This window comes from Rahnella sp. P4_A8 (assembly GCF_056402435.1).
In genome coordinates, this window is sequence record NZ_JBFUHK010000011.1 from 78,922 (window position 1) to 103,375 (window position 24,454).

19 protein-coding genes are annotated in these 24,454 nt (G+C 53.5%); 10 read left to right on the plus strand and 9 right to left on the minus strand.

The window, feature by feature from the left end:
* Positions 1–11: 11 nt before the first annotated feature.
* Genes AC1DUO_RS08755 through AC1DUO_RS08765 form a run of 3 tightly spaced genes read right to left on the minus strand, consistent with a single transcriptional unit; the run spans position 12 to position 4,416 of the window.
* Positions 12–3,086 carry an efflux RND transporter permease subunit gene (locus AC1DUO_RS08755; protein WP_121019466.1) on the minus strand — a complete coding sequence of 1,025 codons (3,075 nt, stop codon included), beginning with the start codon at positions 3,084–3,086 and terminating at the stop codon, positions 12–14.
* A complete protein-coding gene (locus AC1DUO_RS08760) occupies positions 3,083–4,225 on the minus strand; it encodes an efflux RND transporter periplasmic adaptor subunit (RefSeq protein ID WP_112151767.1) in 1,143 nt (380 codons plus the stop codon). The genes AC1DUO_RS08755 and AC1DUO_RS08760 overlap by 4 nt, the downstream gene beginning before the upstream one ends.
* 26 nt (positions 4,226–4,251) lie before the next feature.
* A complete protein-coding gene (locus AC1DUO_RS08765) occupies positions 4,252–4,416 on the minus strand; it encodes a hypothetical protein (RefSeq protein ID WP_013574943.1) in 165 nt (54 codons plus the stop codon).
* A 140-nt stretch (positions 4,417–4,556) separates the two neighbouring features.
* Between AC1DUO_RS08765 and AC1DUO_RS08770 the strand changes: the two genes are divergently transcribed.
* Positions 4,557–5,342 (plus strand): MipA/OmpV family protein, encoded by a 786-nt coding sequence (locus AC1DUO_RS08770; RefSeq protein ID WP_112151765.1) that lies wholly within the window; start codon positions 4,557–4,559, stop codon positions 5,340–5,342.
* A gap of 291 nt (positions 5,343–5,633) precedes the next feature.
* Here the strand turns inward: AC1DUO_RS08770 and AC1DUO_RS08775 are convergent, their stop codons facing one another.
* The 3 genes from AC1DUO_RS08775 to AC1DUO_RS08785 form a co-directional block, all read right to left on the minus strand.
* Entirely contained in the window at positions 5,634–6,986 is a 1,353-nt protein-coding gene (locus tag AC1DUO_RS08775; RefSeq protein ID WP_477987055.1) for a carbohydrate porin, read from the minus strand.
* Between the two features lie 123 nt (positions 6,987–7,109).
* On the minus strand, positions 7,110–8,543 hold the full coding sequence (locus AC1DUO_RS08780) for a glycoside hydrolase family 32 protein (protein ID WP_112197740.1): 1,434 nt from the start codon (positions 8,541–8,543) through the stop codon (positions 7,110–7,112).
* 18 nt (positions 8,544–8,561) lie between these two features.
* The gene (locus tag AC1DUO_RS08785; protein WP_015689639.1) at positions 8,562–9,803 is read right to left on the minus strand and encodes an MFS transporter; all 1,242 of its coding nucleotides are present in this window, start codon (positions 9,801–9,803) and stop codon (positions 8,562–8,564) included.
* 244 nt (positions 9,804–10,047) lie between these two features.
* On the opposite strand from AC1DUO_RS08785, the gene AC1DUO_RS08790 reads away from it, so the two are divergent.
* The 5 genes from AC1DUO_RS08790 to shiA all read left to right on the plus strand — a co-directional run bounded on the left by AC1DUO_RS08790 (position 10,048) and on the right by shiA (position 15,444).
* Positions 10,048–11,064 (plus strand): LacI family DNA-binding transcriptional regulator, encoded by a 1,017-nt coding sequence (locus AC1DUO_RS08790; RefSeq protein ID WP_013574937.1) that lies wholly within the window; start codon positions 10,048–10,050, stop codon positions 11,062–11,064.
* 191 nt (positions 11,065–11,255) lie between these two features.
* The gene (locus AC1DUO_RS08795; RefSeq protein WP_013574936.1) at positions 11,256–12,029 is read left to right on the plus strand and encodes an SDR family oxidoreductase; all 774 of its coding nucleotides are present in this window, start codon (positions 11,256–11,258) and stop codon (positions 12,027–12,029) included.
* Positions 12,030–12,162: 133 nt separating this feature from the next.
* Positions 12,163–13,071: a LysR family transcriptional regulator gene (locus AC1DUO_RS08800; protein WP_166860104.1), complete on the plus strand. Its 909-nt coding sequence runs from the start codon at positions 12,163–12,165 to the stop codon at positions 13,069–13,071.
* A 150-nt stretch (positions 13,072–13,221) separates the two neighbouring features.
* Entirely contained in the window at positions 13,222–13,920 is a 699-nt protein-coding gene (locus AC1DUO_RS08805) for an RluA family pseudouridine synthase (RefSeq protein ID WP_477987059.1), read from the plus strand.
* Between the two features lie 204 nt (positions 13,921–14,124).
* Positions 14,125–15,444, plus strand: coding sequence for a shikimate transporter (shiA, locus tag AC1DUO_RS08810; RefSeq protein ID WP_112151760.1), 1,320 nt, complete (start codon positions 14,125–14,127; stop codon positions 15,442–15,444).
* A 66-nt stretch (positions 15,445–15,510) separates the two neighbouring features.
* On the opposite strand, the gene AC1DUO_RS08815 is transcribed toward shiA, so the two are convergent.
* Entirely contained in the window at positions 15,511–16,152 is a 642-nt protein-coding gene (locus AC1DUO_RS08815; protein ID WP_013574932.1) for a glutathione S-transferase family protein, read from the minus strand.
* A 127-nt stretch (positions 16,153–16,279) separates the two neighbouring features.
* Here AC1DUO_RS08815 and AC1DUO_RS08820 point away from each other — a divergent pair, with 127 nt between their 5' ends.
* Positions 16,280–17,728 carry an AMP nucleosidase gene (locus AC1DUO_RS08820; RefSeq protein ID WP_013574931.1) on the plus strand — a complete coding sequence of 483 codons (1,449 nt, stop codon included), beginning with the start codon at positions 16,280–16,282 and terminating at the stop codon, positions 17,726–17,728.
* 232 nt (positions 17,729–17,960) lie between these two features.
* Positions 17,961–19,391, plus strand: coding sequence for an EmmdR/YeeO family multidrug/toxin efflux MATE transporter (locus AC1DUO_RS08825; protein WP_314523102.1), 1,431 nt, complete (start codon positions 17,961–17,963; stop codon positions 19,389–19,391).
* Between the two features lie 10 nt (positions 19,392–19,401).
* Here AC1DUO_RS08825 and AC1DUO_RS08830 read toward each other — a convergent pair whose 3' ends face one another.
* Entirely contained in the window at positions 19,402–20,088 is a 687-nt protein-coding gene (locus AC1DUO_RS08830; protein WP_015689638.1) for a response regulator, read from the minus strand.
* On the minus strand, positions 20,078–21,745 hold the full coding sequence (locus tag AC1DUO_RS08835; RefSeq protein ID WP_477987062.1) for an ATP-binding protein: 1,668 nt from the start codon (positions 21,743–21,745) through the stop codon (positions 20,078–20,080). The genes AC1DUO_RS08830 and AC1DUO_RS08835 overlap by 11 nt, the downstream gene beginning before the upstream one ends.
* Before the next feature lie 371 nt (positions 21,746–22,116).
* Between AC1DUO_RS08835 and AC1DUO_RS08840 the strand changes: the two genes are divergently transcribed.
* On the plus strand, positions 22,117–23,481 hold the full coding sequence (locus AC1DUO_RS08840) for a 2-hydroxycarboxylate transporter family protein (RefSeq protein ID WP_037035946.1): 1,365 nt from the start codon (positions 22,117–22,119) through the stop codon (positions 23,479–23,481).
* A gap of 36 nt (positions 23,482–23,517) precedes the next feature.
* On the plus strand, positions 23,518–24,405 hold the full coding sequence (locus AC1DUO_RS08845; RefSeq protein ID WP_013574926.1) for a fumarylacetoacetate hydrolase family protein: 888 nt from the start codon (positions 23,518–23,520) through the stop codon (positions 24,403–24,405).
* Positions 24,406–24,454 lie beyond the last annotated feature (49 nt).

Here is a 24,454-nt window from a genome sequence, read left to right on the forward strand (position 1 = left end):
CCCGGAGATGGCTAACTGACCTTTTGATTAACGCGATTATTTTCGAACTGCATAATAAGACTCAGCGCAGCGGGCAAAACAGTCAGCGTGACGAAAGTGGCAACGATCAGCCCGCCGATAATCGCATAGGCCATCGGCCCCCAGAAAACCTGCTCAGCAATCGGGATCATTCCCAGTATGGCCGCGCACGCCGTGAGCAATATGGGCCGGGAACGGTGTTGTGCCGCCGCTTTGATGGCTTCATCGCGGTCAAGCCCCTCCCTGACGTTATTGTCCACTTCACTGATGAGGATCACCGCATTGCGGATAATCATGCCTGCTAATGCGATGATGCCGAGCAACGCAACAAATCCCATCGGCGTACCCGTCGGCAACATCGCCAGCACAATGCCAATCAGTCCGAATGGCGCCATGAACAACGCGAGAAGCATGCGGGAGAAGCGCTGCAACTGGACCATCAGCAGGATCAGCATAACAAACAGTGTGACCGGCAACACCGCGAATACCGAGCTGTTGCCTTTGTCCGACTCGTCCACCACACCGCCCTCCTCTATCGTATATTCCGGCGGTAAGCTTGCCCTGATACGTGAGACCAGAGGAGAGAGTTGTTGAGAAACAGCCTCTGCCCGCAGACCTGCAGCTAAATCCGTCTGTACCGTGATAAACGGCAGGCGCTGCCGACGCCAGATAACCGGGTCATCAACTCCCCAGACCGGCGTCGCCACCTGACTCAGGGGGATTTTCTGCCCGCTTGCCGTGGTGATCATCAGCCCGGACAGCGTGGTCAAATCCTGACGTTCGCGCTTATTCCCGCGCAGAACAACGTCAATCAGCCGGTTTTTATCCCTGACGGTGGTGACAACGCTGCCAGACCAGACAGTGTTGAGCAACGTGGCGAGACTTTCGGAAGAAACACCCGCCGCCCGTGCTGCGGTCTGATTCACCTGTAACGTGATGACCCGCTCAGGTTCACCGGCGGTCAGATTAACTTCGCGGGTCCGGGGACTGTTTCCGAGAACGCTGGCGAGGTGCTGCGCAATCTGCCTGACCTTCGCATAATCCGGTCCGCTGACGCGATATTTTACCGGCCAGCCGATCGGCGGCCCCAGTTCCAGCGGCGAAACGCGCGTCGTGATATCACTGAAATCCCGGGCCAAAATAGTGTCCAGTTGCGCACGTAACTTATCCCTGTCCTCCAGACTTTTGGCGACAACAACCAGTTGTGCCGTGTTCTCATCATCCAGTAACACGTCCATGGGCAGGTAAAACCGCACCGCGCCTGACCCCACGTAGGTAGAAAAATGATCTACGTTCGGATTGTCTTTCAGGGCGTGCTCCAGCCTCTCCGCCCGGCGTGCCGTGTCGCTTTGCGAAACGTTACCGGGAAGCGTAAGGCTGACCAGCAGTTCCGGGCGATCGGACGCCGGGAAAAATTCGCCCTGCATAAACGTGGTCGCATAAGCGGCAAGCCCTAACAAAAGGCAGGCGAAACTGAGAGTCGCCACGCGTCTTTGCAAAACCTGATTCAGCAGACGCTGATAGAAACGCATCAGTCTGCCCTGTTTTTCAGCGTGTGATGCCAGTTTCTCAGGTAACAGCCAGGTTCCGATCAGCGGTGAAAACAGAATGGCCACTACCCAGGAACATAAAAGCGCAATCAGCACCACGGCGAAGAGAGAATAGCAATACTCTCCCGCACTTGAGGCAGCAAAGCCTACCGGAATAAAGCCCGCTATCATCACCAGTGTGCCGGTCAGCATCGGGAAAGCAGTCGTTTCAAATGCGTAAGTTGCCGCCCGCCATTTAGAATCACCGGCCTCAATACGGGAGACCATCGCCTCGACGGTTATCATGGCATCGTCCACCAGCAGCCCCAGGGCGATGATTAACGCCCCCAGCGAAATACGTTGTAACCCGATGCCGGCAAGCATCATGCCAATAAACGTCATTGCCAGCACGATGGGGATCGCCGCAGCCACCACCAGCCCGGCACGGGTGCCTAATGAGACGAAGGACACCGCCAGCACAATAACCACAGCCTCAATCAATACACGGATAAAGCCGCTTACCGCCTGCGATACTACGGCCGACTGATCCGCGACTTTAACCATTTCAATGCCGTGCGGGAGCTGTGCGCTAATCACGGCCATCCGGTCACTCAGCGCCTTGCCAAAAGAAAGCATGTTGCCTGTAGAAGCCATGGAAATGGCGAGACCGATCGCGGGCTGACCGTTGACCCGAAATGCCGGTGACGGGGGCTCGGCATCCTGGCGGCTAATGGTCGCGATATCCGTCAGCGGAATGTAGCGCCCGCTAATATGCAGCGTCACGGCACGTAAACTTTGCTCTGACGTCAGTGCGCCGCTCACACGCAGGGCAATGTTTTCACGATCGCTTCGCAAGACCCCCGAAGGTTCTACCGCATTTTGAGCCTTCAGTGCATCGGTGATTTGCTGGAGATCCAGCCCCATTCCCGCCAGTTGTGCCGGTGAAAATGCGAGAACAATATTCTCTTCCTGCACGCCCAGCAGGCTGGCTTTTCCCATATCCGGCAGCGACATCAGACTGCGGCTGATATCATCGACCTTGTCACGAAGCTCACGCGGCGTGAAACCTTCCGCAGTAAAGCCATAAATGGTGCCAAAGGTGTCATCAAATTCGTCATCCACCGAGGGACCCTGCACACCTGCTGGCAGTGACGGCGCGATATCCTGCATCTTTTTGCGCACCTGATACCAGATACCCGCAACCTCTGCAGGTGGCGTGTTATCGCGAAGATTCACAAAAATAACCGATTGCCCGGCACGCGTTTCACTTTGCACAAAATCAAGATAAGGCGTTTCCTGCAGTTTTTTCTCCAGCGTATCGGTGACCAGATTAACCGTATCCTCCACGCTTGCCCCCGGCCAGCTCGCGGACACCACGGCAGTTTTAATGGTAAACGCCGGATCTTCATTACGGGGGAGTTGCTCATAGCTGATGACACCCGCCGCCATTAACAGCAGCATAAAAAAGGCAATCAGTGACTGATGATTCAGCGCCCAGGCTGAAAGATTGAAGGCCCCGACCGGGGAAGACGGTTTCATTCGCTGTCCTCCCCGGGCATGACTTTTTCACCTTCACGAAGTTTACTCACACCGGCAATGACCACCCTTTCGCCAGGCTGTACACCGGCAGACAGGAATATTTCAGAGGTACTGTAACGCCCGATATCGACGGGCCGTAAATGCAGCGTCAGCGTTTTCTCATCAACAACAAAAACCGCCGGTTTATCACCGGATCGGGTCAGCGCAGAAGCAGGCAATGCAATCAGACGCGGACCTGACGCGTTAAGTGTCAGTTGAACACTGGCACCGAGTGCCATGGCCGGTGGCGGGTTATCGAGGGTAATGCGAAGGCGCCAGGTGCGGGTTTGCGGGTCGGCCTGCGGGCTGACGTCGCGGAAATGCCCCTGCGCAACCCCGGAAGGGGCCGAAAGTAACGATATAGTAAACAGGCTGTCAGCTTGCTGAGGAACAGACTGGGGATCGGCCACATCAAATACGGCATCACGCAGGCTGCCACTGGCCAGGGTGATCACAGACTGTCCGGCACTGACCACTTGTCCTGCCGACGCGCTGACCTGGGTAATCACGCCGTCAGCCGGAGCCGTGAGTTTTGTCCAGGACACGTTTTCCTGCGCATTTTTGAGCGCATCTTCACTGCTCTGACGCTTCGCGCGGGCAGCCTGCCAGTCAGCTTGCGCACTATCAAGCTGCGAGCGTGCGATAGCCCCGGAAGGCATCAGTAACTGCATACGCCTGAGACTGAGCGCCGCAACCTGCTCTGCCGCGCGGGCACTGTTCAGATCAGCCTGCGCACTGCTGAACTGGTTGCGGCTGGTCTCGCTTTCTTGCGTGGCGAGAACCTGACCGGCGATCACACGATCCCCCACCTCAGCCTGCCGCGTCAGAATGCGCCCGTCCAGCCGGAACCCGAGCGTCACCTCTTCATGGGCGCGTATTTCACCCGTTTGAATCAGGGAACTCAAAGCAACAGGAGGCGGTGCGGAAATGGTGCGCACCGGCCTGACAGAGGGCGCTTGTTTATGGGCTTTGTCACCACAACCTGTCAGCACAATAGCAACGATGATCAGACAGGCGGCGGGAATGAAGGGAAGCATCCGACCGGTGGCGGATAAATGGCGAACGGCGTGACGCGCATAATCGGTGAAGGTAACAGCCATGACAGTCTTCCTGAATTGAGATGTCGCTATTCAATCCAATCACTGTCCAGATTCCCGTAATATTTCATCAAGAAACCGTCAAGATGCGCACTTTTTTGCAAGATGGCTGACCGGCGCAGTGACAGCGGACGTGCAGCATGTAAATCAACATCGGCCACGTCCACCGCATCATCGTCTTCAATAATCAGCATCTGCCTGGTCTCCATACAGGTCGTCTTGACGGTTTCTTCATAATTCCCCGACAGTTTATTGACACTGCCTCTTCATACTTCGGGTTTCAGACGCGGCTGCAATCCGCTACGAACCAACGTTTAGGTGATGAGGAATCACAATGACATCCAGAAAACTAATGCTGCAGATGACCTGTTTCAGCCTGTCCGCCACAGTGCTGCAGGCAATGGCCGACAACACGCCGTCTGCGCCGACGTTTACCGTCGGCATGGGCGCACAAAGCGCGCCGCGCTACAGCGGTTCCGATCAGCGCCACTGGCTGGTCGGGCCGGTCATTCAGGCGCGCGATGGCGCCTTTTTCTTCGATTCGCTCAAAGGCGTGGGTTATGACCTGCAGGCGGATAACGGCCTGTATCTGGAACATACGCTGGGATACAGCCTCGGGCGGACAGACAAAAATTCCACCTGGCGGGATGGCTCGAATAAGCTCAAAGGCATGGGGAATATCGATGCGACCATGAATACCGCGCTCGCGGTGGGCTGGTCTGCAACGCCGTGGTTGTCTTTTGAAGGCAAAGCCACCCTGCCACTGACGGACGGGCAAGGTGTGCATTATCAGACTTCCGTCACGGTACTGCCGCTGCAAAACGACACTGACACTGTTGCACTTCAGTCGGCAGCGCTCTTTGGCGACCGGCGCTATATGAATACCTTTTATGGTGTGAGCCGCGAACAAAGCGACCGCACTGACTTCGCGCCTTATCAGTCGGCCGGGGGTTTCTATGGCGTGGACAGCAGCCTGACCTGGAGCCATCAGTTCACGTCCCACTGGGGGGGCGTTATCAGTGCCGATTACACCTGGCTGGACGACAAAGCCGGTAACAGCCCGATTGTCGTTAAGCGCGGCGGCACGACTTACAATTTGGGTGTGCTTTATACCTTCTGATGCAATGAACATGAACCTATGAAAAGTCGTCCCGAACGGCGACTTTTTCATAGGTCCAAAAACACAAAGTCACAACCTTTCTGATAATAAAGGCAGAACACATGAAAGGAGATATCGCAACGCTGGTTTCAATTATTTTGTTTTATATTTTCTCATACTATTGCGTCTTTTTGACGTTATCCCCTCCGCAATTCGGCGGTCATTTCCGGCATATTCTGAATGTCCTCTTAAACTGAAAAAATATATGTGTGATTACAGAAAAATAAGCACACATTCCCGGGCTGGCGCTGTTTAGAAAAGATATTTAAAGCGCACACGGGCACCATAACGGTCATCCGTATTACCGGTTTTTACCGACGGCGATTCCAGCCAGGAGGCATAAGCCCCAAGATAAATATTGAAGTCAGGCATATCCATGATATCAGGCAGGTGCCATGAGGAATGGATGGTGTGGATGTCATATTTTCCCGGCGCCAGAATCGCGCAGTCGCTGTCACAGTCACTGGCTACCCCGGCCATATTGAACTTGTCGATATTGTTGTGCGCATAGATGTAACCCAGTTCCACGCGGTGCCATAAGGCATTTATGCCTGCGCTGAAATCTTTTTCGTCAGCGGCGTCGAGATAAGCCGTACTCAGGTTAACAACCGCACCGTCTTCTGCATCGGTTTTAAGCGTGTTCCAGCTCATCGTCATGCCGTAACCGGTCCGGCCCGACTGGTCTACCCAAACACCCCGAGTATCCTGATATCCATAGGCATTGTTCACCAGGTTGCTTTCGACAGCGGCGGCAACCGACCACGCGCCGGATTGCCAGGCCACGACCGGGCGGGCATAAACCACATTTTTACGGTTATCTAACGCATTGCCGTGATAGTTATTGTCGACAAATAGCGAACTGCCATCCTCTATAAGCGTGTTGAGTTCGAAATACCAGTTATCGAGTGTCTTACTGAGCAGGAAATTGCCACCGCTGCTGCTGCGCCCGCGCCCCTCTTTCATCATGTAGATATAACCGTAACCGTCACTGTAGAGATCGTTGGCGGTATTACCGGAATACTCAATGAACGTATCCTGATTCAGCGGGAACATATCCCAGGCCTCGAAGCGACCTATTTTAATTTTCCAGTCATCCTGCTGACCAAAGAAAAATGCCGCATCGTCGAGATTCATTTTTCCGTTTATATCAGCCAGTGGCTGAACAGTGAATCCGGCATATTTTCCATTAACCCCGTTTCGCAGACCATCAAACCCCAGAAGAATACGACCATTCATATCCCAGCGTTCTTTATCTCCGGGCGCCCAGTTTTTATTTGTACTGGTTTTTACCGACGTCAGGCTACCCGTGCGGCTGGCACCGTCCATATTAAATTCAACGTCCCCGTAAAATTTAATATTACTATTCCCGCTGAGCTGAATAGCGGGAGTGGCGGGAACTGCGGGTGTATTGTTTACCACGGAGGATAATTGCTTCTCCTGCCTGAGTGCGCGAATTTCTGCCTCCGCACCCGCAGCGCGTTGCTCGGTGACTTTCAGCCGCTGCTCCATTTGTTCCAGCCGTTGTTCGAGGGAAAGCGTATCCTGTGCATTGGCTACTGAGGTACATACAGACGTCAACATACATCCGACCCAGATTTTATTCATCGGAAAAGACCTTCTTATTATTGATATTAGTGTGTCATTTTTTGTATAAATACAGCCCGAAGATAAACGCAGTAATAACCCGCCCATCATCAAAGACGGGTTATTCGCGACGCTGAACAGAATTTATTCCAGCTGCCAGGCTCCGGCATCGGATAATGTTGCCGTTCCATGCCAGGCAAATAAATTTAATTCTCGGTGACCGGCATCAGGATATATCCGGCTACTGAGGCAGGCCTGGCCGTCATTAACAAATACCTCGACGGATGAGCTGTCGATAAACACACGTAAAGCCAGAGGAGCGCCGGGCACTAACGGTACGCTGCGCGTGCCACATAATCCGTACTGCGGATAGCGGCGTTCCAGCACCAGACGCTGCATCTGGGTATCAACATAGACACGTAAACCGTCCCCCAGACTAAGTCCATACTGCTCCGCATCACTGCGTGCGCCATCCCAGTGAAGCGCAACTTCCATCGACTCCCCTTTTTCCGCCATCAGGATCTGCTGATTTTTCAAGGTACTGACAGGCCACGGGAACCAGGCCTGACGCAGTGCTTCCACCTCTTTCGCGGGACGCATCTGCAGACGATTGTTCTCATCAAGACTCAGCTCACGCGGCAGAGACAGCATCCCCGCCCAGCCGTCCTGTTGCTCCGGCATCGGCGACTCCCACATAGCCAGCCAGCCAATCACGATGCGGCGACCATCCGGCGTCAGGAAACTCTGCGGGGCATAGAAGTCGTGCCCGTGATCCATTTCAATAAATTCTCCTGTACGAACAAACGGCTCGCCGGGCTGCCAGTCCCCCACCAGATAACCGCTCTGGAACAGATTACGGTTCTCAAAACCCTGCGCGGCTATCCCCTGCGGAGAAAACATCAGGACGCGTTTACCATTAAGGGTAAAGAAATCAGGGCACTCCCACATAAAGCCCATACCGGCTTCTGCCTCATCCAGGATCCCTTCATCCTGCCACTGACGCAGGTCGGCTGAACGATACAACCGTATTTGCCCGGTATCGCCAACGCGCGCACCGACGACCATGTACCAGCTATCCCCTTCGCGCCAGACCTTAGGGTCGCGGAAATGATGCAAGTCCGCCGGGGTATCGATAATGATCCCCTCACGTTTAAAGTGAATACCATCGCCACTGGTTGCCAGGCACTGCACCTGATAAAGGTTTTCGTCATTACCGGCGTCGCCGTGAAATTTATGCCCGGTGTAAATCAGCGCCAGGGTATCGCCATCCACCACCGCCGAACCCGAAAAACAGCCGTCTTTGTCTTCCGGTCCTTCCGGGGCCAGTGCAACGGGCAAGTGCTCCCAGTGAAGCAAATCTTTGCTCCTCGCATGTCCCCAGTGCATCGGTCCCCACTGGGTGGAATACGGATGATGCTGATAAAAAGCGTGATACCAACCCTCAAACCAGATCAGGCCATTAGGATCGTTAATCCAGCCAGCCCTCGCGGCCAGGTGATAGCGCGGGTACCAGCGCAGATTTACCCTCCCGTGCTTAGCCTGAAGTTCCTGTTCAGCATGAGCAATTGTATACGTCATCGTTTTCTCTCTTTTCAATCAGATAGTAGAAAGTTGCGGTATCTGTGGATCCCTCGAAGGCTTACCGGAGCGCAACAAGAAAATAGAAATAAAGGTGATACAGAACACCATCAGCCCCATAACCAGGTAGGACTGGGCAAATCCATATTTTTCGTAGCTGTAGCCGGCGAGGGGGGACAACACGGTGGCTATCACTGAGCTCGTACAGGCAAAGCCCACCAGATAGAGCGTGGATGAGAGTCGTTTATCGAAGTTAAGACTGTTGTATTTGAAGATAGCGATTAACAGTACCGGGAGTTCGACGGCATGCAGCAGCTTAGTAATGGAGATAAGCAGCGGGCCTTCCACTAAACCGGAAGCGACCATGCGCATCGCCATCACCATTCCGGCGAAAATCAGACCATTTTTGGCACCGATACGATTGACCAGCCACGGCGCACAGAACATGCCTGCGGCCTCCAGGAACACCTGAAACGAATTAAGATAACCGTACATGGCATTCCCTTCATGTTGCGTCGGGAACTGTGAGGAAAAATAGACCGGGAACTGCTGATCGTAGACGCCGTAAATACAGGTGCCGACCACAAAGAATACCAGAGCCCAGAAGCGCGGCAGGGTCAGCAGGCGTAATGCGTCCTCAAGGGTGACTTTGCCGCCTGACACGGCTTCCTGCATCGCGTGCGGTGCCGAGGAGACGCGTAACCGCATCAAAAGCATAAAGAAGATCAGACCAGAACAACTGGCGACCGCGAAGTTCAGTTTCGGGTTGATATTAAACAGTAACCCGGCGAAAAACGTGGCGACAGCCCAACCCAGCGATCCCCACATTCTTGCTTTTCCGAATTCAAACTGGCTCTGGCGGGCAACACGCTCGGTGTAGGATTCAAGTACACCAATACCGCCATTGAAGGTCAGGCCGATATAGATCCCGCCAAAAAAACTGCCCAGAAAGACATTAATTTTCAGAAGATGTCCAAACAGCAGATAGGCCGGACCGGAAAAGATCAACAATGCCGTGATAAACCAGAGCAGGTTCTTACGCAGACCGAGTTTATCCTGAATAAAACCATAACAAATTTGCACAAACAGCGTGGAAAGCGACATCACGGAAAAAATGATCCCGGTGTCCCCTGCTTTCAGACCCACTTCCTGATGTAGCCAGATCGAGAGCAACGACCCTGTAGAGGACCAGGTCACAAAGAAAAAGAACAATAAAGCGCTGAGTATCAGATAACTGTGAGAATGACGGGTTTTCATCATGGCAATCTCATGCTGAGGTGGAGCGCAAATGATAACGTTAACATAAAATAAAACGCATGCCGTTTTACGGCGATTCTAGATGTTAATCACAAAAGTTAACGTTAACATTATCAGTGTGAGATCATGATCAACTTTTCGGGTTTACAGCAAACGACACACGCAGTCCAAAATCACGTATGATCCTTTTACATCAGCAAGTTAGTTTTATAGCCTGTCGCGTAGTGACAAGTTTGGAGCGAGAAGAATGGCATCCCTGAAAGATGTGGCAAAACTGGCAAACGTGTCGCTGATGACGGTTTCCAGGGCATTAAACTCCCCGGAACGCCTGAAGCCGGAGACCCTGGCTCGCGTACAGTCCGCTATCGACGCCACTAATTACGTGCCCGATTTATCGGCAAAAAAAATACGTGGCGCTCACGCGATTGCAAAAACCATCGGTGTGCTGGCACTTGATACTGTGACCACCCCCTTTTCAGTGGAAATCACACTCTCCATCGAAGAAACCGCACGTGCGCATGGCTGGAACAGCTTTGTGGTTAACATGTTTTCCGATGACAGCCCGGAAAAAATCGTTGATCTGCTTCTCTCACATCGCCCGGATGGCATTATCTATACCACCATGGGATTGCGGCAGGTACCGCTGCCCGGAAAGTTGTTAAACCTCCCCTGTGTGCTGGCCAACTGTGAAAGCCTGCATCAGCAGGTAGCGAGTTATATTCCCGATGATGAACATGGACAGTATGTTGCGGTGCGGGCACTTTTATCTGCAGGCTATCGTCGCCCGCTCTGCTTACATTTGCCTGCCAACCATCTTGCGACTGTCAGACGCCGCAAAGGGCTGGAGCAGGCATGCACGCAAGCCGGTATAGCTCCTGATACGCTCGACCACCATTACATGGAATATGGCGATGAGCATTATCACGATATTCCCGACATGCTTTTGGCCCATATAAACCAGGGCAAACCTCAATTCGATTCAGTGGTGTGTGGAAACGATCGTATTGCATTTATGGTCTATCAGACGCTGCTGTCACAGGGCTTAAGGATCCCTGATGATGTCGCGGTGCTTGGCTACGATAATATGGTGGGTATTGGCGATCTATTCTTACCCCCCCTCTCGACCGTGCAATTACCCCATTACGAGATAGGACGCCTTAGTGCGCTTCATATTATTAACGGTGAGTGCCATAAGAATACTGTGGCCGTTGAAAGTCCGTTACTCCTTCGTGAATCAGTAAAAAACCACAGTAAAAGCAGATGAATATGATCAGCCGCTTTTAAAAGAATGGAAAATATAACGGGCCTGAGAATTGTCCGCAGAAAGCGTTCAGGAGCCTTATCGGGTAGTGAATTAGACTGATTTTCTGGATTGTCTATTCAGCGTTGGAGTGCTTATTTTCACGGGATTAATGTCTAGACTCAACTTTCTGACAAATACCTAAGGAGCACACCATGGCAGACCATTCTGTTAAAGGCAAAGTTGTGATCATCGCAGGCGGTGCTAAAAATCTCGGCGGTTTGATCGCCCGCGATTTAGCCGCTCAGGGGGCGAAAGCCATCGCCATTCATTACAACAGCGCCTCCTCAAAAGCAGATGCTGATGAAACGCTGGCCGCCATCGAAGCCGCCGGAGCCAGGGCGGTGGCATTGCAGGCAGATTTGACGACCGCTGCAGCCGTCGAAAAACTCTTTGCTGACACCATCGCCGCCGTTGGCAAGCCGGATATCGCTATCAACACCGTGGGCAAAGTCCTCAAAAAACCCATGGCGGAAATAAGCGAAACTGAATACGACGAGATGACATCCGTTAACTCGAAAACGGCTTTCTTTTTCCTCAAAGAAGCCGGTAAAAATCTCAACGACAACGGTAAAATCTGCACGGTAGTCACCTCACTTCTGGGTGCCTTTACCCCGTTTTACGCCGCGTATGCAGGCACGAAAGCCCCGGTGGAGCATTACACGCGGGCAGCGTCCAAAGAGTTTGGCGCGCGCGGTATTTCGGTCACGGCGGTAGGGCCGGGTCCGATGGATACCCCTTTCTTTTATCCTGCTGAAGGCGCTGACGCGGTGGCATATCATAAAACTGCAGCAGCACTCTCTCCTTTCAGCAAAACAGGCCTGACCGATATTGAAGACGTGGTGCCTTTCATTCGCCATCTGGTGAGCGATGGCTGGTGGATCACCGGCCAGACTATTCTGATCAACGGCGGCTATACCACCAAATAACCGATGACATCTGAATATCGGACTGTAAAAAGGATGGGTGATATGCTGAAGGCCCTGGAATATCCCCGTCCCTGCCGCAGACAAAGAGCAATAGCGAATTTCCTTTGTCAGGTATAACAACGAGATATTAAAGATGGACAGGTTCAACCAATATCGCGTATTCACGCAGGTCGCAGAAATGGGAAGCTTTGTTCGGGCCGCCAGCGCACTCTCTGTGCCGCGAGCCTCCGTTTCTGCCGCCATCCAGCAATTAGAATCGCAACTGGGCGTGAGGCTGTTGCACCGCACCACCCGCACAGTGCGGCTGACTACCGACGGCGAGCAATTGCTCGAACGGGTGCGCCCTTTACTGGCAGAAGTAGAGGATATCGACCAGTCATTTCAGCTCAGCCAGCGCCAGGCCTCAGGGAAGCTGACCATCGATGTCCCCAGCCGCATTGCCCGTCGCCTGATTGCCCCGGCCCTGCCAGAGTTATTGCGGTGCCACCCCCATTTACAGCTGGTTCTGGGGTCATCGGACAGGGCTATCGATTTGGTACAGGACGGCGTGGATTGCGCTATCCGTGTGGGCGTATTGCATGACAGCAGTTTAGTCGTACGCTCCCTGGGTCACATAACCCTGATCAACTGCGCCAGCCCTGCATATCTGAGCGAACATGGCCTGCCCTCCCAGCCGGACGATCTCGTCGGGGAGCATCTGGCCATCGGTTATATTTCATCAAGAACGGGTAAAGAGTTACCCTGGCAGTATCAGTCAAAGGACGGACATATACACAGTGTCAGCGTCCCCCACCAGGTTGGGGTTAACAATGCAGAAAGTTATATCGCCTGCTGCCTTGCAGGCCTTGGGCTGATCCAAATCCCCCGCTTCGATGTTCAGCATCTTCTGGATTCAGGGGAACTGACTGAGGTCCTGCCAGATTACCGGGCAGCGTCTATGCCGGTATCACTGATCTATCCGCATCGCCGCCAGCGATCCCGGAGACTGGCTGTTTTTCATGCATGGTTTGAGAAACTGATGCAACCCCATCTGGATACTTGAATTATCTCGTTTATTGACCAGAGAATTGCAGACTAAAATTAGCCGCACCGACAACATCAGCGACCTGTCTCACCCTGGCGAACCTTACCGATTCGCCAGCCGGTTTAAAATTCGTTATCATCCGCTCCCACTCTTCATCCGGGTATCCTGATGTCTGCGATTATCGATACTTTTATTGCCCCGCCGTGCCATGGCCAGATCGAGACGCTGTATCAGGACGAGCATCTGGTGCTTATCAATAAACCCACCGGACTGCTCAGCCTCTCGGGGAAAAATCCGCAAAATCTGGATTCCATACATCACCGGCTGGTAAAGATATTTCCCGGCTGTACGCTGGTTCACCGTCTGGATTTCGGCACGTCCGGGCTGATGGTGATTGCGCGTAATAAGGCTATCAATGCCGCCCTCTGCCATCAATTCAGCCAGCGCACGGTAACCAAAGTGTACAGCGCATTGCTTTGCGGGCATCTGCAACATAACGAGGGGGTGACAGACGCGCCGATCGCCAAAGATCCTGCACTGTTTCCCCTGATGTCAATTTGCGCCGTCCACGGCAAGCCCGCCCGCTCCGGCTATCAGGTGGTTGAGCGCTTTTATCGTGAGCAGGAAAACGGCGAATTACTGCCACTGACGCGAGTACTGCTGACTCCGCAAACCGGGCGCACTCATCAGCTTCGCATTCACTGTCAGTATCTGGGCCACCCGATTTTGGGCTGTGATTTGTATGGCGGACGCCTGCTGCCGGGCACGGAACAGACTCCGCGACTGATGCTGCACGCCAGTGAACTGCATTTTGTTCATCCCGTCAGCGGAGAACGGATCGAAGCCCGCCATGCCAGCCCGTTCTGAAAGCGAAATCCTTTTTAACACCCCGCCCGGCACATTCCCTGCATTAAATTGCCCTCCCGCTTTGCAAAAGCGTTTTTAACCTGACGTTTGACGCTGTAGTCTCAGTAGCGGTTTTTATTTTGCTGCGTTCCAGCCAGGTAAACGGCCTTTAACCGATTTTAATAACGAAAAATTTTAGAAATCTGACGAACAGACAGGACAATTATGGACTCCATGCTCACCGCCCCCCACCCCGATGAGGAGATACCTTCATATCACCGTGCCCGCCGGGCTGCCTGGGGCAGTTTCGTCGGCGCAGTCGTAGACTGGTTTGATTTTTTGCTCTACGGCATCACCGCAGCATTAGTGTTTAACAGCGAATTTTTTCCGCAAATCGACCCGGCAATGGGCACACTCGCCGCATTTGCTACTTTCGGCGTCGGCTTTCTCTTCCGCCCGCTCGGCGGCATTGTCTTCGGACATTTCGGCGATCGCCTGGGTCGTAAGCGGATGCTGATGATGACCGTCTGGATCATGGGCATTGCCACCGCGTGCATCGGTATTCTTCCCTCTTTCGCGATGATTGGCTGGTGGGCTCCGGCGCTGCTGGTCACCTTGCGCGCCATTCAGGGATTTGCCGTCGGCGGCGAATGGGGTGGTGCGGCACTGCTGGCGGTGGAAAGTGCACCTTCCGGTAAAAAGGCGTTCTACAGCAGCGGGATACAGATGGGATACGGCGTCGGCCTGTTGCTGGCGACCGGACTGGTGTCACTGATCAGCAGCCTGACCACCGATGCGCAGTTCCTCAGCTGGGGCTGGCGTTTGCCATTTTTGTTCAGTGTGGTGCTGGTGCTGGGCGCGCTGTGGGTGCGCAATGGCATGGAAGAGTCGGTCGAGTTCGAACGTGCTCAGGAAAAGCTCCCCAAAGCAGCAAAAAAGCGGCTACCGGTATTTGAAGCGCTGTTGCGCCATCCCGGCGCATTTTTGAAAATCATCCTCCTGCGCCTGTGCGAACTGCTGACGATGTACATTGTCACGGCGTTCGCCCTTAACTACTCGACGCATAATCTGGGGATGTCGCGTGAGCTGTTTCTGAATATCGGGCTGCTGGTCGGTGGTATCAGTTGCCTGACGATCCCGTTATTCGCCTGGCTGGCAGACCGTTTCGGCCGTCGCCGCATTTACATTACCGGCGCACTCGTCGGCGCGATGAGCGCCTTCCCGTTCTTTATGGCGCTGGAAGCCCGCTCCATTGCCGGGGTGGTGATCTTCTCGCTGCTGCTGGCAAATATCGCCCACGATATGGTGGTCTGCGTCCAGCAACCGATGTTCACGGAAATGTTCGGCGCAGGTTACCGCTACAGCGGTGCGGGTGTCGGTTATCAGGTCGCCAGCGTCGTGGGCGGCGGATTTACACCGTTTATTGCCGCCGCATTGCTGAATTTCTCCGGCGGTGAATGGCATTCCGTCGCCATTTATCTGATGGCTGGCTGTTTGCTTTCTGCGCTGACGGCGATGTTTATGAAGACACCTGCGCCGCGCTGAACCGCCGGCCATGTAGAAAAGCCCGCTTAAAAATATTAAGCGGGCTTTTTTGCACCTGAAACAGATTTAGACCACCCGCAGCTCCTCGTAAGAGATCATCACATGTTCCGCAAATGCCGGACGCTGTGTGAGTTTTTCATAATAGTGTTCAATAGCCGGGAAGGACGGCCGTTCAATGGCAATATCGAAATAGCGATACAAACTGTGTCCAAACTGAATATCGGCCAGTGTGAATGCGCTTCCGGCAAGGTAGCCATGCCGGGCAATCTGCGCTTCGGCAATCGCCAGCTTCTTGTTCAGATTCTGCAATGATTTTTCTAATGCCTGATGATCCTGATCTTTAGCCGCCGTTCTCACCACCATCCAGAACACCGGCGTAGTGAAATTCATCGCTACGCTGATTTTTGCCCATTCCGTCCATTTATCGGTTTCGGCTCGCCGTTCAGGATCCTGCGGCCAGAATTCATCAGCACCGTATTTTCCTGCCAGATAACGCAGGATGGCGCCGGTTTCCCACAGCGGCTGGCCTTCACCATCGCGGATCACAGGAACCGTGCCATTGGGGTTCATCGCCAGAAATTCCGGGGTGTCATTCCCCCCGTATTTATGGCCGATGTCAAACCGCTCATACTCCAGCCCTAATTCCCCGATACACCACATCAGCGCCTGCACATTTGACGACGTTTTTCTGCCCCATACCCGAATCATTCACTTCCCCCTGTTCGTTCATAAAAGCACCATCCGGCTCTTGTACCCTAATAAAACATTGGCGACACCGTGCAGACAAGCCATATTTAGAATGAATGACGATAAACGAAGCCCAAAGGAAAAGCGTATGGATAACAAGTCCCTCACCCCCTCACAGGCGATTGAGAAGCTCGAAAAGATGTACAACGACTCTGTGGCCGCCCTGCGGGATGCGATTAAAGATTTCATCGTTCAGGGTACGTTGCCTGATATCACAGCGCGTGCTGCCGGGCTGTTTGTTTATCCGGAACTGCGGGTCAGCTGGGATGGCGTGACGCCAGCCAAAAACCCGACCCGCGCTTATGGCCGTTTTTCGCATCCGGGCCGTTATGCCAACACCATCACGCATCCTGAGCTGTTCCGTGATTATCTGCTGGAACAGCTTTCCCTGCTGGAAGAGGAATATGATGCGGTGATTGAAGTGGTGCCGTCACAGCAGGAGATCCCTTATTCGTATGTGATTGACGGCTCGGATCTGACGCTTGACCGGTCGATGAGCGCCGGGCTGGCGAAGCATTTCCCGACCACAGAACTGTCGCAGATAGGCGATGAAACCGCAGACGGCCTGCATTATCCCGGTGACACTTTCCCGCTGTCGCATTTCAATGCGCTGCGCGCTGATTTCTCGCTGGCACGCCTGCGCCATTACACCGGCACGCTCACCGAACATTTTCAGCCATATGTGCTATTCACCAACTACACCCGATACGTCGATGAGTTTGTCAGCTGGGCGTGTGCGCAAATTGCCGATCCGGAAAGCCCGTATGAAGCACTGGCCTGCGCGGGCAGTGTATTTATCACGGCAGAAACGCAAAACCCTGAGCAGGCAGTGTCTGATCTGGCCTGGAAAAAACACCAGATGCCCGCCTATCATCTGATTGCCCGCGACGGTGCGGGGATTACACTGGTGAACATCGGCGTCGGCCCTGCCAACGCCAAAACCATTTGTGACCATCTGGCGGTGCTGCGTCCCCATGTCTGGCTGATGATTGGTCACTGCGGCGGATTACGTGAAACACAGTCGATCGGTGATTACGTTCTGGCGCACGCTTATTTACGTGACGACCATGTACTGGATGCCGTACTGCCGCCGGATATCCCGATCCCAAGCATTGCTGAAGTGCAACGTGCCTTGTATGACGCGACCAAAATGATGAGCGGCATGCCGGGTGAGCTGGTCAAGCAACGCCTGCGTACCGGCACGGTGGTGACTACCGATGACCGTAACTGGGAATTGCGTTATTCCGCCTCGGCATTGCGTTTTAATCTCAGCCGCGCCGTCGCCGTCGATATGGAAAGTGCAACCATCGCCGCGCAGGGATACCGCTTCCGGGTGCCTTACGGCACGCTGCTGTGCGTATCGGATAAGCCGTTGCACGGTGAAATCAAACTGCCGGGTCAGGCAAACAAATTCTACGAAGGCGCCATCTCAGAACATCTGCAAATTGGTATCTGTGCCATCGGCCTGTTGCGCGCTGAGGGCGATCATCTGCATTCACGCAAATTGCGTACCTTTAACGAACCCCCTTTCCGCTGATAACCACTCTGATTCCCCTTCAAGAGTTCGTGTTGCAGGCAGGCGGCAAGTTTGATAATCCCGGTGAGCTGACATTAAGTCAGTGATTCGGGTTATTAACCGCAGCCCCCCATCTGCGGCACAAAATATGGCGGGGAATTAAGGATTTCCTAAAAAAGACTTTGCATAATGCAGAGTCTTTTACCATCATAAATTAAAACGCTGTTCTACTTTCTTCCACACTGGAATTCTCTTGCAAAACGTCATCGTCTCTTTGCGCAAAGCCATCGAGCGCACGCCCTGGTATCCGAAACGGCGTTCTTACCGTACGTTGTTCTGGCGCGAAATAACGCCCCTCGCTGTCCCTATTTTCTTCGAAAATGCCTGCGTACTGCTGATGGGCGTACTGAGTACTTTTCTGGTCAGCTGGCTGGGCAAGGAAGCAATGGCAGGCGTGGGTCTGGCCGACAGTTTCAATATGGTGGTGATTTCATTCTTCGCCGCTGTCGATCTTGGTACCACCGTCGTCGTGGCATTCAGCCTCGGTAAACTCGACCACGAGCGCGCCCGTGCGGCAGCACGTCAGTCACTGGCGATCATGACCGTTTTTGCCGTACTGCTGGCGATACTTCTGCAATTTTCCGGACATGTAATTGTCGACATGATCGCCGGCAATGCCGAGCCGGAGGTAAAAGAACTGGCGCTGTCTTACCTGCAAATGAGCAGCTGGAGCTATCCGGCGGCAGCCATTGCCCTGATCGGTTCCGGTGCTTTGCGTGGTGCGGGTAACACCAAAATACCGATGTTACTTAACGGCGGGATGAACATCCTCAATCTGGTGATCAGCAGTGTGCTGATCTATGGTTGTTTCGGCTGGCACGGTCTGGGCTTTATCGGTGCCGGACTGGGGCTGACCATTTCACGTTATATCGGCGCGGTGTCCGTCATTTTCGTGCTGATGATTGGTTTCAATCCGTCCCTGAAAATCTCGCTGAAAAGCTATTTTCTGCCGCTCAATACCAACATTCTGCGCGAAGTCTTAGGCATTGGTATTCCGGCCAGTATCGAATCGGTATTGTTTAACGGCGGTAAATTACTGACGCAGGTTTTTGTCGCAGGCATGGGCACCAATGTGATTGCCGGTAACTTTATCGCCTTCTCGATTGCGGCGCTGATCAACCTGCCGGGCAACGCGCTGGGTTCTGCCTCGACCATTATCGTGGGAACACGTCTGGGCAAAGGGCAAATTGCCCAATCTGAGCGCCAGTTGCGCCATATTTTCTGGCTTTCCACCTTCGGACTGTGTGTTCTGGCCTTCCTTTCAATGCCATTTGCCGGTTTGCTGGCACGGTTTTACACCAACGAACAGGATGTTATCGACGTCGTCAAAATCCTTATCTGGCTGAACGCCGCCTTTATGCCTTTCTGGGCTGCCTCGTGGGTATTGCCTGCGGGCCTGAAAGGAGCGCGTGATGCCCGCTTTACCATGTACGTTTCTATGCTCGGGATGTGGGGCTGCCGTATTGTGGTGGGCTATTTCCTCGGGATCGTCCTGGGTTTCGGCGTAGTCGGCATCTGGCTGGGAATGTTCCTCGACTGGATCGTGCGCGGCCTGTTTTTCTACTGGCGTATGGCCAGCGGCCGCTGGTTGTGGAAATACCCGAAGGCCAAAAGGACAGCATGACTTACTGCGGTTATGCCCGCCGGTACATCCGGCGGGGATGGCCGATTTTCCCGTAGAGCATGTCGACTTTCAAATCGCCTTTCTGCACACAGTGTTCGAGATAGCGGCGGGCAGTGGTTTTACTCAACCCCGTTTCGCTGACGACTTCATCCACTGAATAGCAGCGTCCGGCATCCTGCATAAAGATGCCTTCCACCAGATTCAGCGTGTTTTCCTCGATGCCTTTATTACCCGCTTTCGGCGTGAAATCCTTCGCCTGGAGCTGATAAAGGCTGTCTACGTTTTGCTGATCCACCACTTTCCAGGTCCGCTGTGTCTGGCTGAACTGGATAAAGCGATCCAGCGATTGTTGCAGCCTGTTCCACGACACCGGCTTGAGGATGTAATCAAAAGCACCACAGCGGATCGCCTGACTGCAGGTATTCATGTCGCTGGCGGCGGTGATAAAAATCACCGAACAGGGTGTTCTCTTCAGCAGGTCATCCTCAATCAGTGAAATCCCCTGACCGTCAGGCAAATAGTTATCCAGCAACAGCAGTTGCGGCCGCTTTTCTTCGATAAGCACTTTCGCTTCATGCAGCGTGGATGCGACACCCACCAGTCGCAACCAGCGGTGATTATCAATCAGTTCGGCATACAGTTGTGCCAGCTGGTTTTCATCTTCAACAATCATTACGTCAATCATTTCAGCTTGCATCATTTGCTCTCTTCCAGTTCTTCTGGTCGGGGATTACCGGCATAAAACCACCCTTTTCTTCAGGGCAGCACACCGGAATAAAGACCGAGAAAACAGCGCCGCTCGGCGGATTATCGGACACTTCAATGGTTCCGCCCGCATGGCTGACATAGCTGGCAACCAGATGCAGTCCCAGCCCGTGATCGCCTTGCGTTTTGGATGTCACCCCCAGCGCAAAAATCTGTTCGCGCCGCTCCTGCGCAATCCCGATGCCGTGGTCAGCGACTTCAATCACCAGCTCATCCGTGCCGGAAACGACATACACTTCAACCGGCCCGGCATCACTGCCGCGCAGTAACGTGGCTTCGATGGCGTTATCCAGCAGGTTGCCGATGATCGACATCAGTTCAGTTTCACTGAGCGCAGCAGGCAGATACGTTAATTCACAGGCAGGATCGAATGTGAGCTCAACACCTTTTTCCCGTGCACGGGCATATTTTCCGAGTAATAAACCGCACAACCTTGGCGAGCAGAACCGCTCTGAAACGAAATCCAGCAATTCCTGCGCACTTTCAGACTGGGCCTCGATATAACGAATCGCCTCGTCGTAGCGTCCCATATGCAGCAGGCCAGCGAGCGTTGCCGTCCAGTTGAGCTGTTCATGCCGCATCACCCGCAGGTTATCGGCATAGCGCTGCACCTGACTTAGCTGGATGCTGAGCCGGTCGATATCGCTGCAATCGCGAAAAGTGATCACCCAGCCCTGAAGCTGGTCTTCCAGCATGATCCGCACCCGACTGGCAATCACGGTCAGGTTATTGAACAGACAGATTTCATCGTGAATGTCTTTTTTCAGCATGACCTGCGGGTCAAAGAAACTGACCGGCGCAATCACCTGCCTGAGCGGCTGACCACGCAGTTCACGGGACGGCACGTCAAGGTTGAGCAGCTTTTTGGCCGCCTGGTTGATGACCGCCACGCGGGAGTGCGCATCGATGGCGATCACCCCTTCGTAAATCGACTCCATCAGCGCCTTTTGCTGACGCACCAGCAGGCCGATTTCCCGGGGCTCCAGCGCAAACATCTGTCGTTTAATCGAACGTGAAAAAAACCATGAAAAGGTAAACAACGCCAGCAGCAAGGTGGCGGCCGCCAGTAAAATGCGGATGGCTTTTTCAACGGTCAGGCTGTTGATGTGGCTGGTGAGATAGCCGACAGAAACGATACCCATCACCTTGCCTTGCGCGTTCACGATCGGTGCTTTACTGCGCAGCGACAGCCCGATCCCACCCAGCCGGATGGTGGTGGTGCTTTTACCCGCCAGCACTTCTTCGTTGTCCCCTCCGACCAGCGTTTTTCCGACGCGGTCAGCATAAATCGAATGAAACAGATGTATCGCTTTACCATCGCCGATCACCATATAACTGGCATCGCTGTGAGCAGAAATATTCCTCATTAAACTGTTAATTGCTGAAATGTCCTTATTTTCAACTGCGGTAATTAATGAGGGAATAAGTGCAATTTCCTCTGCCTGAACTTTTGCACGAATACCCATATCTTCATATAACTGACGTTCTATATCGTGATAGTAATAAACACCTGTCAGCGAAAAAAGCGCCATAAATAACAGAACAAGATAAACAAAAAGCTTTATCTGAAAAGAAAGACGGAACCGCATCGGAGAACCTATCGCCAGACCGTGATATTAACAAACAGTATGTGAAGATTATCATTTCCCGGTATTTCCGTCAGAATGAAGGATCAAAGTTGCGAGGCATGCCGCAGAACACCTTCAGGCACCGCAAGCCTCTGACGGCACAACACATAATTCACAACAGCTATTTCACGATAAATTAACAGTAATATTATAATTACAAATAACACCATAAAAACCACGAGAAAATAAACGCATCACGAATTTTTAAATTAATTAAAACCATAAAAACCTTTCGCTCCTTTAAAACACCCTGTCTAATTTGCGGCACTTCACATATTACCGGTTATTATTCCTCTTACACTCCCTGCACAAATTGACACAGGGGATTCATCATGAGTACAACCGACGACACTTATTCTGTTCCCGCGGGAGTTTCTTCCGCAAAACAGCTCTCATTAAAAGAAAAATGGTGGCACATTCTCGACACCTGGAAAATCGGCATTATTCCGTTGCCGCTGTTTGCCATGGCGGGGTTGCTTATCGCAATAGATTGTCTCGACGGCAAACTGCCGAGCGACATCGTGGTCATGGTCGCCACGCTGGCGTTCTTTGGATTCGCCTGCGGCGAATTCGGCAAACGTCTTCCTTTCATCGGCAAGATGGGCGCGGCAGCGATTTGCGCCACGTTCATTCCTTCCGCGCTGGTCTATTACGGCCTGCTGCCGGATGTCGTGGTGGAATCCACCACCAAGTTCTATAAAAGCACCAACATTCTGTATCTCTACATTTGTTGCATCATCGTGGGCAGCATCATGAGCATGGATCGCAAAGTGCTGATCCAGGGTTTCATGCGTATTTTCTTCCCGATGCTGTGTGGCGAAGTGGTCGGCATGCTGGTCGGGATGGGCGTGGGTCTGTCGCTGGGCATGGAACCTTTCCAGATTTTCTTCTTCCTGATCCTGCCGATTATGGCCGGTGGCGTCGGTGAAGGAGCGATTCCACTTTCCATCGGTTATGCAGCCATCCTGCATATGGATCAGGGCGTAGCGCTGGGTCGCATTCTGCCTATCGTGATGCTGGGGGGGCTGACCGCTATCGTCATTTCCGGCTCACTCAATCAGTTAGGTAAACGCTATCCGCATCTGACCGGTGAAGGCCAACTGATGCCGTCTTCCAAAAATGCCACCGCTGACAGCAGCAAGCTGAGCGGCACCGGTGGTAAAACGGATGTCACCACCATCGCGGCAGGCGCCCTGCTGGCCGTTCTGCTGTATATGGTGGGCATGCTGTTACACAAACTGATTGGTCTTCCTGCACCGGTCGGCATGCTGTTTGCGGCCGTTGGCCTGAAACTGGCGCACGGCGTTTCACCCCGCCTGCTGGAAGGCTCTCAGGTGGTGTACAAATTCTTCCAGACTTCCGTCACCTACCCGATTTTGTTCGCCGTCGGCGTGGCCATCACACCGTGGAATGAACTGGTCGCCGCATTCACCATTTCTAATCTCCTGGTCATTGTCAGCACCGTTGCGGCGCTGGTCGCCACCGGCTTCTTCGTCGGCAAGAAAATCGGCATGCACCCGATTGATGTGGCCATTGTTTCGTGCTGCCAGAGCGGTCAGGGCGGTACCGGTGACGTCGCCATTCTGACAGCGGGTAACCGCATGCAACTGATGCCATTTGCCCAAATTGCTACGCGCATTGGCGGCGCCATCAATGTCTCAGTCTCCCTGCTGGTGCTTGGCAACTTCCTTGTCTGACGCCGGGCTAACCCTTCTTTAATTCAGGACATTTTTATGAAACTGGCAAGTTATCTCTATCAGGGACGCAAGTCCTACGGCATCGCGACAGAGCGCGGCATGATCGACCTCGGCCGCCATCTCGGGCAACGTTATCCCGACCTCAAAGCCCTGCTGGCAGGCAATGCACTGGCACAGGCCCAGGCGCTGGCTGCCCTGCCCGCTGATGTGGATTTCGACGACCTGACTTTTCTGCCGGTGATCCAGAATCCGGAAAAAATTCTCTGTGTCGGCATGAATTACGCCGAAAAGCGTAAAGAGTTTGATCAGCATAATCCGGCCCCGACGCTGTTCGTCCGCTTCGCCGATTCCCAAACCGGCCATGCCTCTCCCGTTATCAAACCGAGCCTTTCTGTCGAGTTTGATTACGAAGGTGAACTGGCGGTGATTATCGGTTCTGCGGGGGAAAATATTTCCCGCGAAGATGCACTTACTCATGTCGCAGGATATAGCTGTTATATGGACGGCTCCGCCCGTGACTGGCAGCACACCTGGTTTACCGCCGGTAAAAACTGGCCGCAAACCGGTGCGTTCGGACCGTGGATGACCACCGCCGATGAGATCCCCGACCCGCACACCCTGGCGATCCGCACCTGGCTGAACGGCCACATGGTGCAGGACGACAACACCCGCAGCATGATCCACAAAGTCGCCGAACTGATTGAGTACATCAGCACCTTTACCTCGCTGAGTGCCGGTGACGTGATCATTACCGGCTCACCGGGCGGCGTGGGTAAAAAGCGCGTACCGCCGCTGTTTATGAAACCCGGCGACCGTATCGAAGTAGAAATCGAAAAGATTGGTCATCTCAGCAATATGATTGTCGCAGCAGACACGAAGGTTGCCGCCAGCCGTCAGGTGAGTCATGCCCAGGCAGCCCACTAACCGGTTAACACTGACCGAACTGGCCGGGCATTCAGCCCGGCGTTTTAAA

What these genes read in the sequence shown, in the direction of transcription:
- AC1DUO_RS08755 (WP_121019466.1), bottom strand. Translation starts at nt 3,086, where the DNA reads ATGAAACCGTCTTCCCCGGTCGGGGCCTTCAATCTTTCAGCCTGGGCG.
- AC1DUO_RS08760 (WP_112151767.1), bottom strand. Translation starts at nt 4,225, where the DNA reads ATGGCTGTTACCTTCACCGATTATGCGCGTCACGCCGTTCGCCATTTA.
- AC1DUO_RS08765 (WP_013574943.1), bottom strand. Translation starts at nt 4,416, where the DNA reads ATGCTGATTATTGAAGACGATGATGCGGTGGACGTGGCCGATGTTGAT.
- AC1DUO_RS08770 (WP_112151765.1), top strand. Translation starts at nt 4,557, where the DNA reads ATGACATCCAGAAAACTAATGCTGCAGATGACCTGTTTCAGCCTGTCC.
- AC1DUO_RS08775 (WP_477987055.1), bottom strand. Translation starts at nt 6,986, where the DNA reads ATGAATAAAATCTGGGTCGGATGTATGTTGACGTCTGTATGTACCTCA.
- AC1DUO_RS08780 (WP_112197740.1), bottom strand. Translation starts at nt 8,543, where the DNA reads ATGACGTATACAATTGCTCATGCTGAACAGGAACTTCAGGCTAAGCAC.
- AC1DUO_RS08785 (WP_015689639.1), bottom strand. Translation starts at nt 9,803, where the DNA reads ATGATGAAAACCCGTCATTCTCACAGTTATCTGATACTCAGCGCTTTA.
- AC1DUO_RS08790 (WP_013574937.1), top strand. Translation starts at nt 10,048, where the DNA reads ATGGCATCCCTGAAAGATGTGGCAAAACTGGCAAACGTGTCGCTGATG.
- AC1DUO_RS08795 (WP_013574936.1), top strand. Translation starts at nt 11,256, where the DNA reads ATGGCAGACCATTCTGTTAAAGGCAAAGTTGTGATCATCGCAGGCGGT.
- AC1DUO_RS08800 (WP_166860104.1), top strand. Translation starts at nt 12,163, where the DNA reads ATGGACAGGTTCAACCAATATCGCGTATTCACGCAGGTCGCAGAAATG.
- AC1DUO_RS08805 (WP_477987059.1), top strand. Translation starts at nt 13,222, where the DNA reads ATGTCTGCGATTATCGATACTTTTATTGCCCCGCCGTGCCATGGCCAG.
- shiA (WP_112151760.1), top strand. Translation starts at nt 14,125, where the DNA reads ATGGACTCCATGCTCACCGCCCCCCACCCCGATGAGGAGATACCTTCA.
- AC1DUO_RS08815 (WP_013574932.1), bottom strand. Translation starts at nt 16,152, where the DNA reads ATGATTCGGGTATGGGGCAGAAAAACGTCGTCAAATGTGCAGGCGCTG.
- AC1DUO_RS08820 (WP_013574931.1), top strand. Translation starts at nt 16,280, where the DNA reads ATGGATAACAAGTCCCTCACCCCCTCACAGGCGATTGAGAAGCTCGAA.
- AC1DUO_RS08830 (WP_015689638.1), bottom strand. Translation starts at nt 20,088, where the DNA reads ATGCAAGCTGAAATGATTGACGTAATGATTGTTGAAGATGAAAACCAG.
- AC1DUO_RS08835 (WP_477987062.1), bottom strand. Translation starts at nt 21,745, where the DNA reads ATGCGGTTCCGTCTTTCTTTTCAGATAAAGCTTTTTGTTTATCTTGTT.
- AC1DUO_RS08840 (WP_037035946.1), top strand. Translation starts at nt 22,117, where the DNA reads ATGAGTACAACCGACGACACTTATTCTGTTCCCGCGGGAGTTTCTTCC.
- AC1DUO_RS08845 (WP_013574926.1), top strand. Translation starts at nt 23,518, where the DNA reads ATGAAACTGGCAAGTTATCTCTATCAGGGACGCAAGTCCTACGGCATC.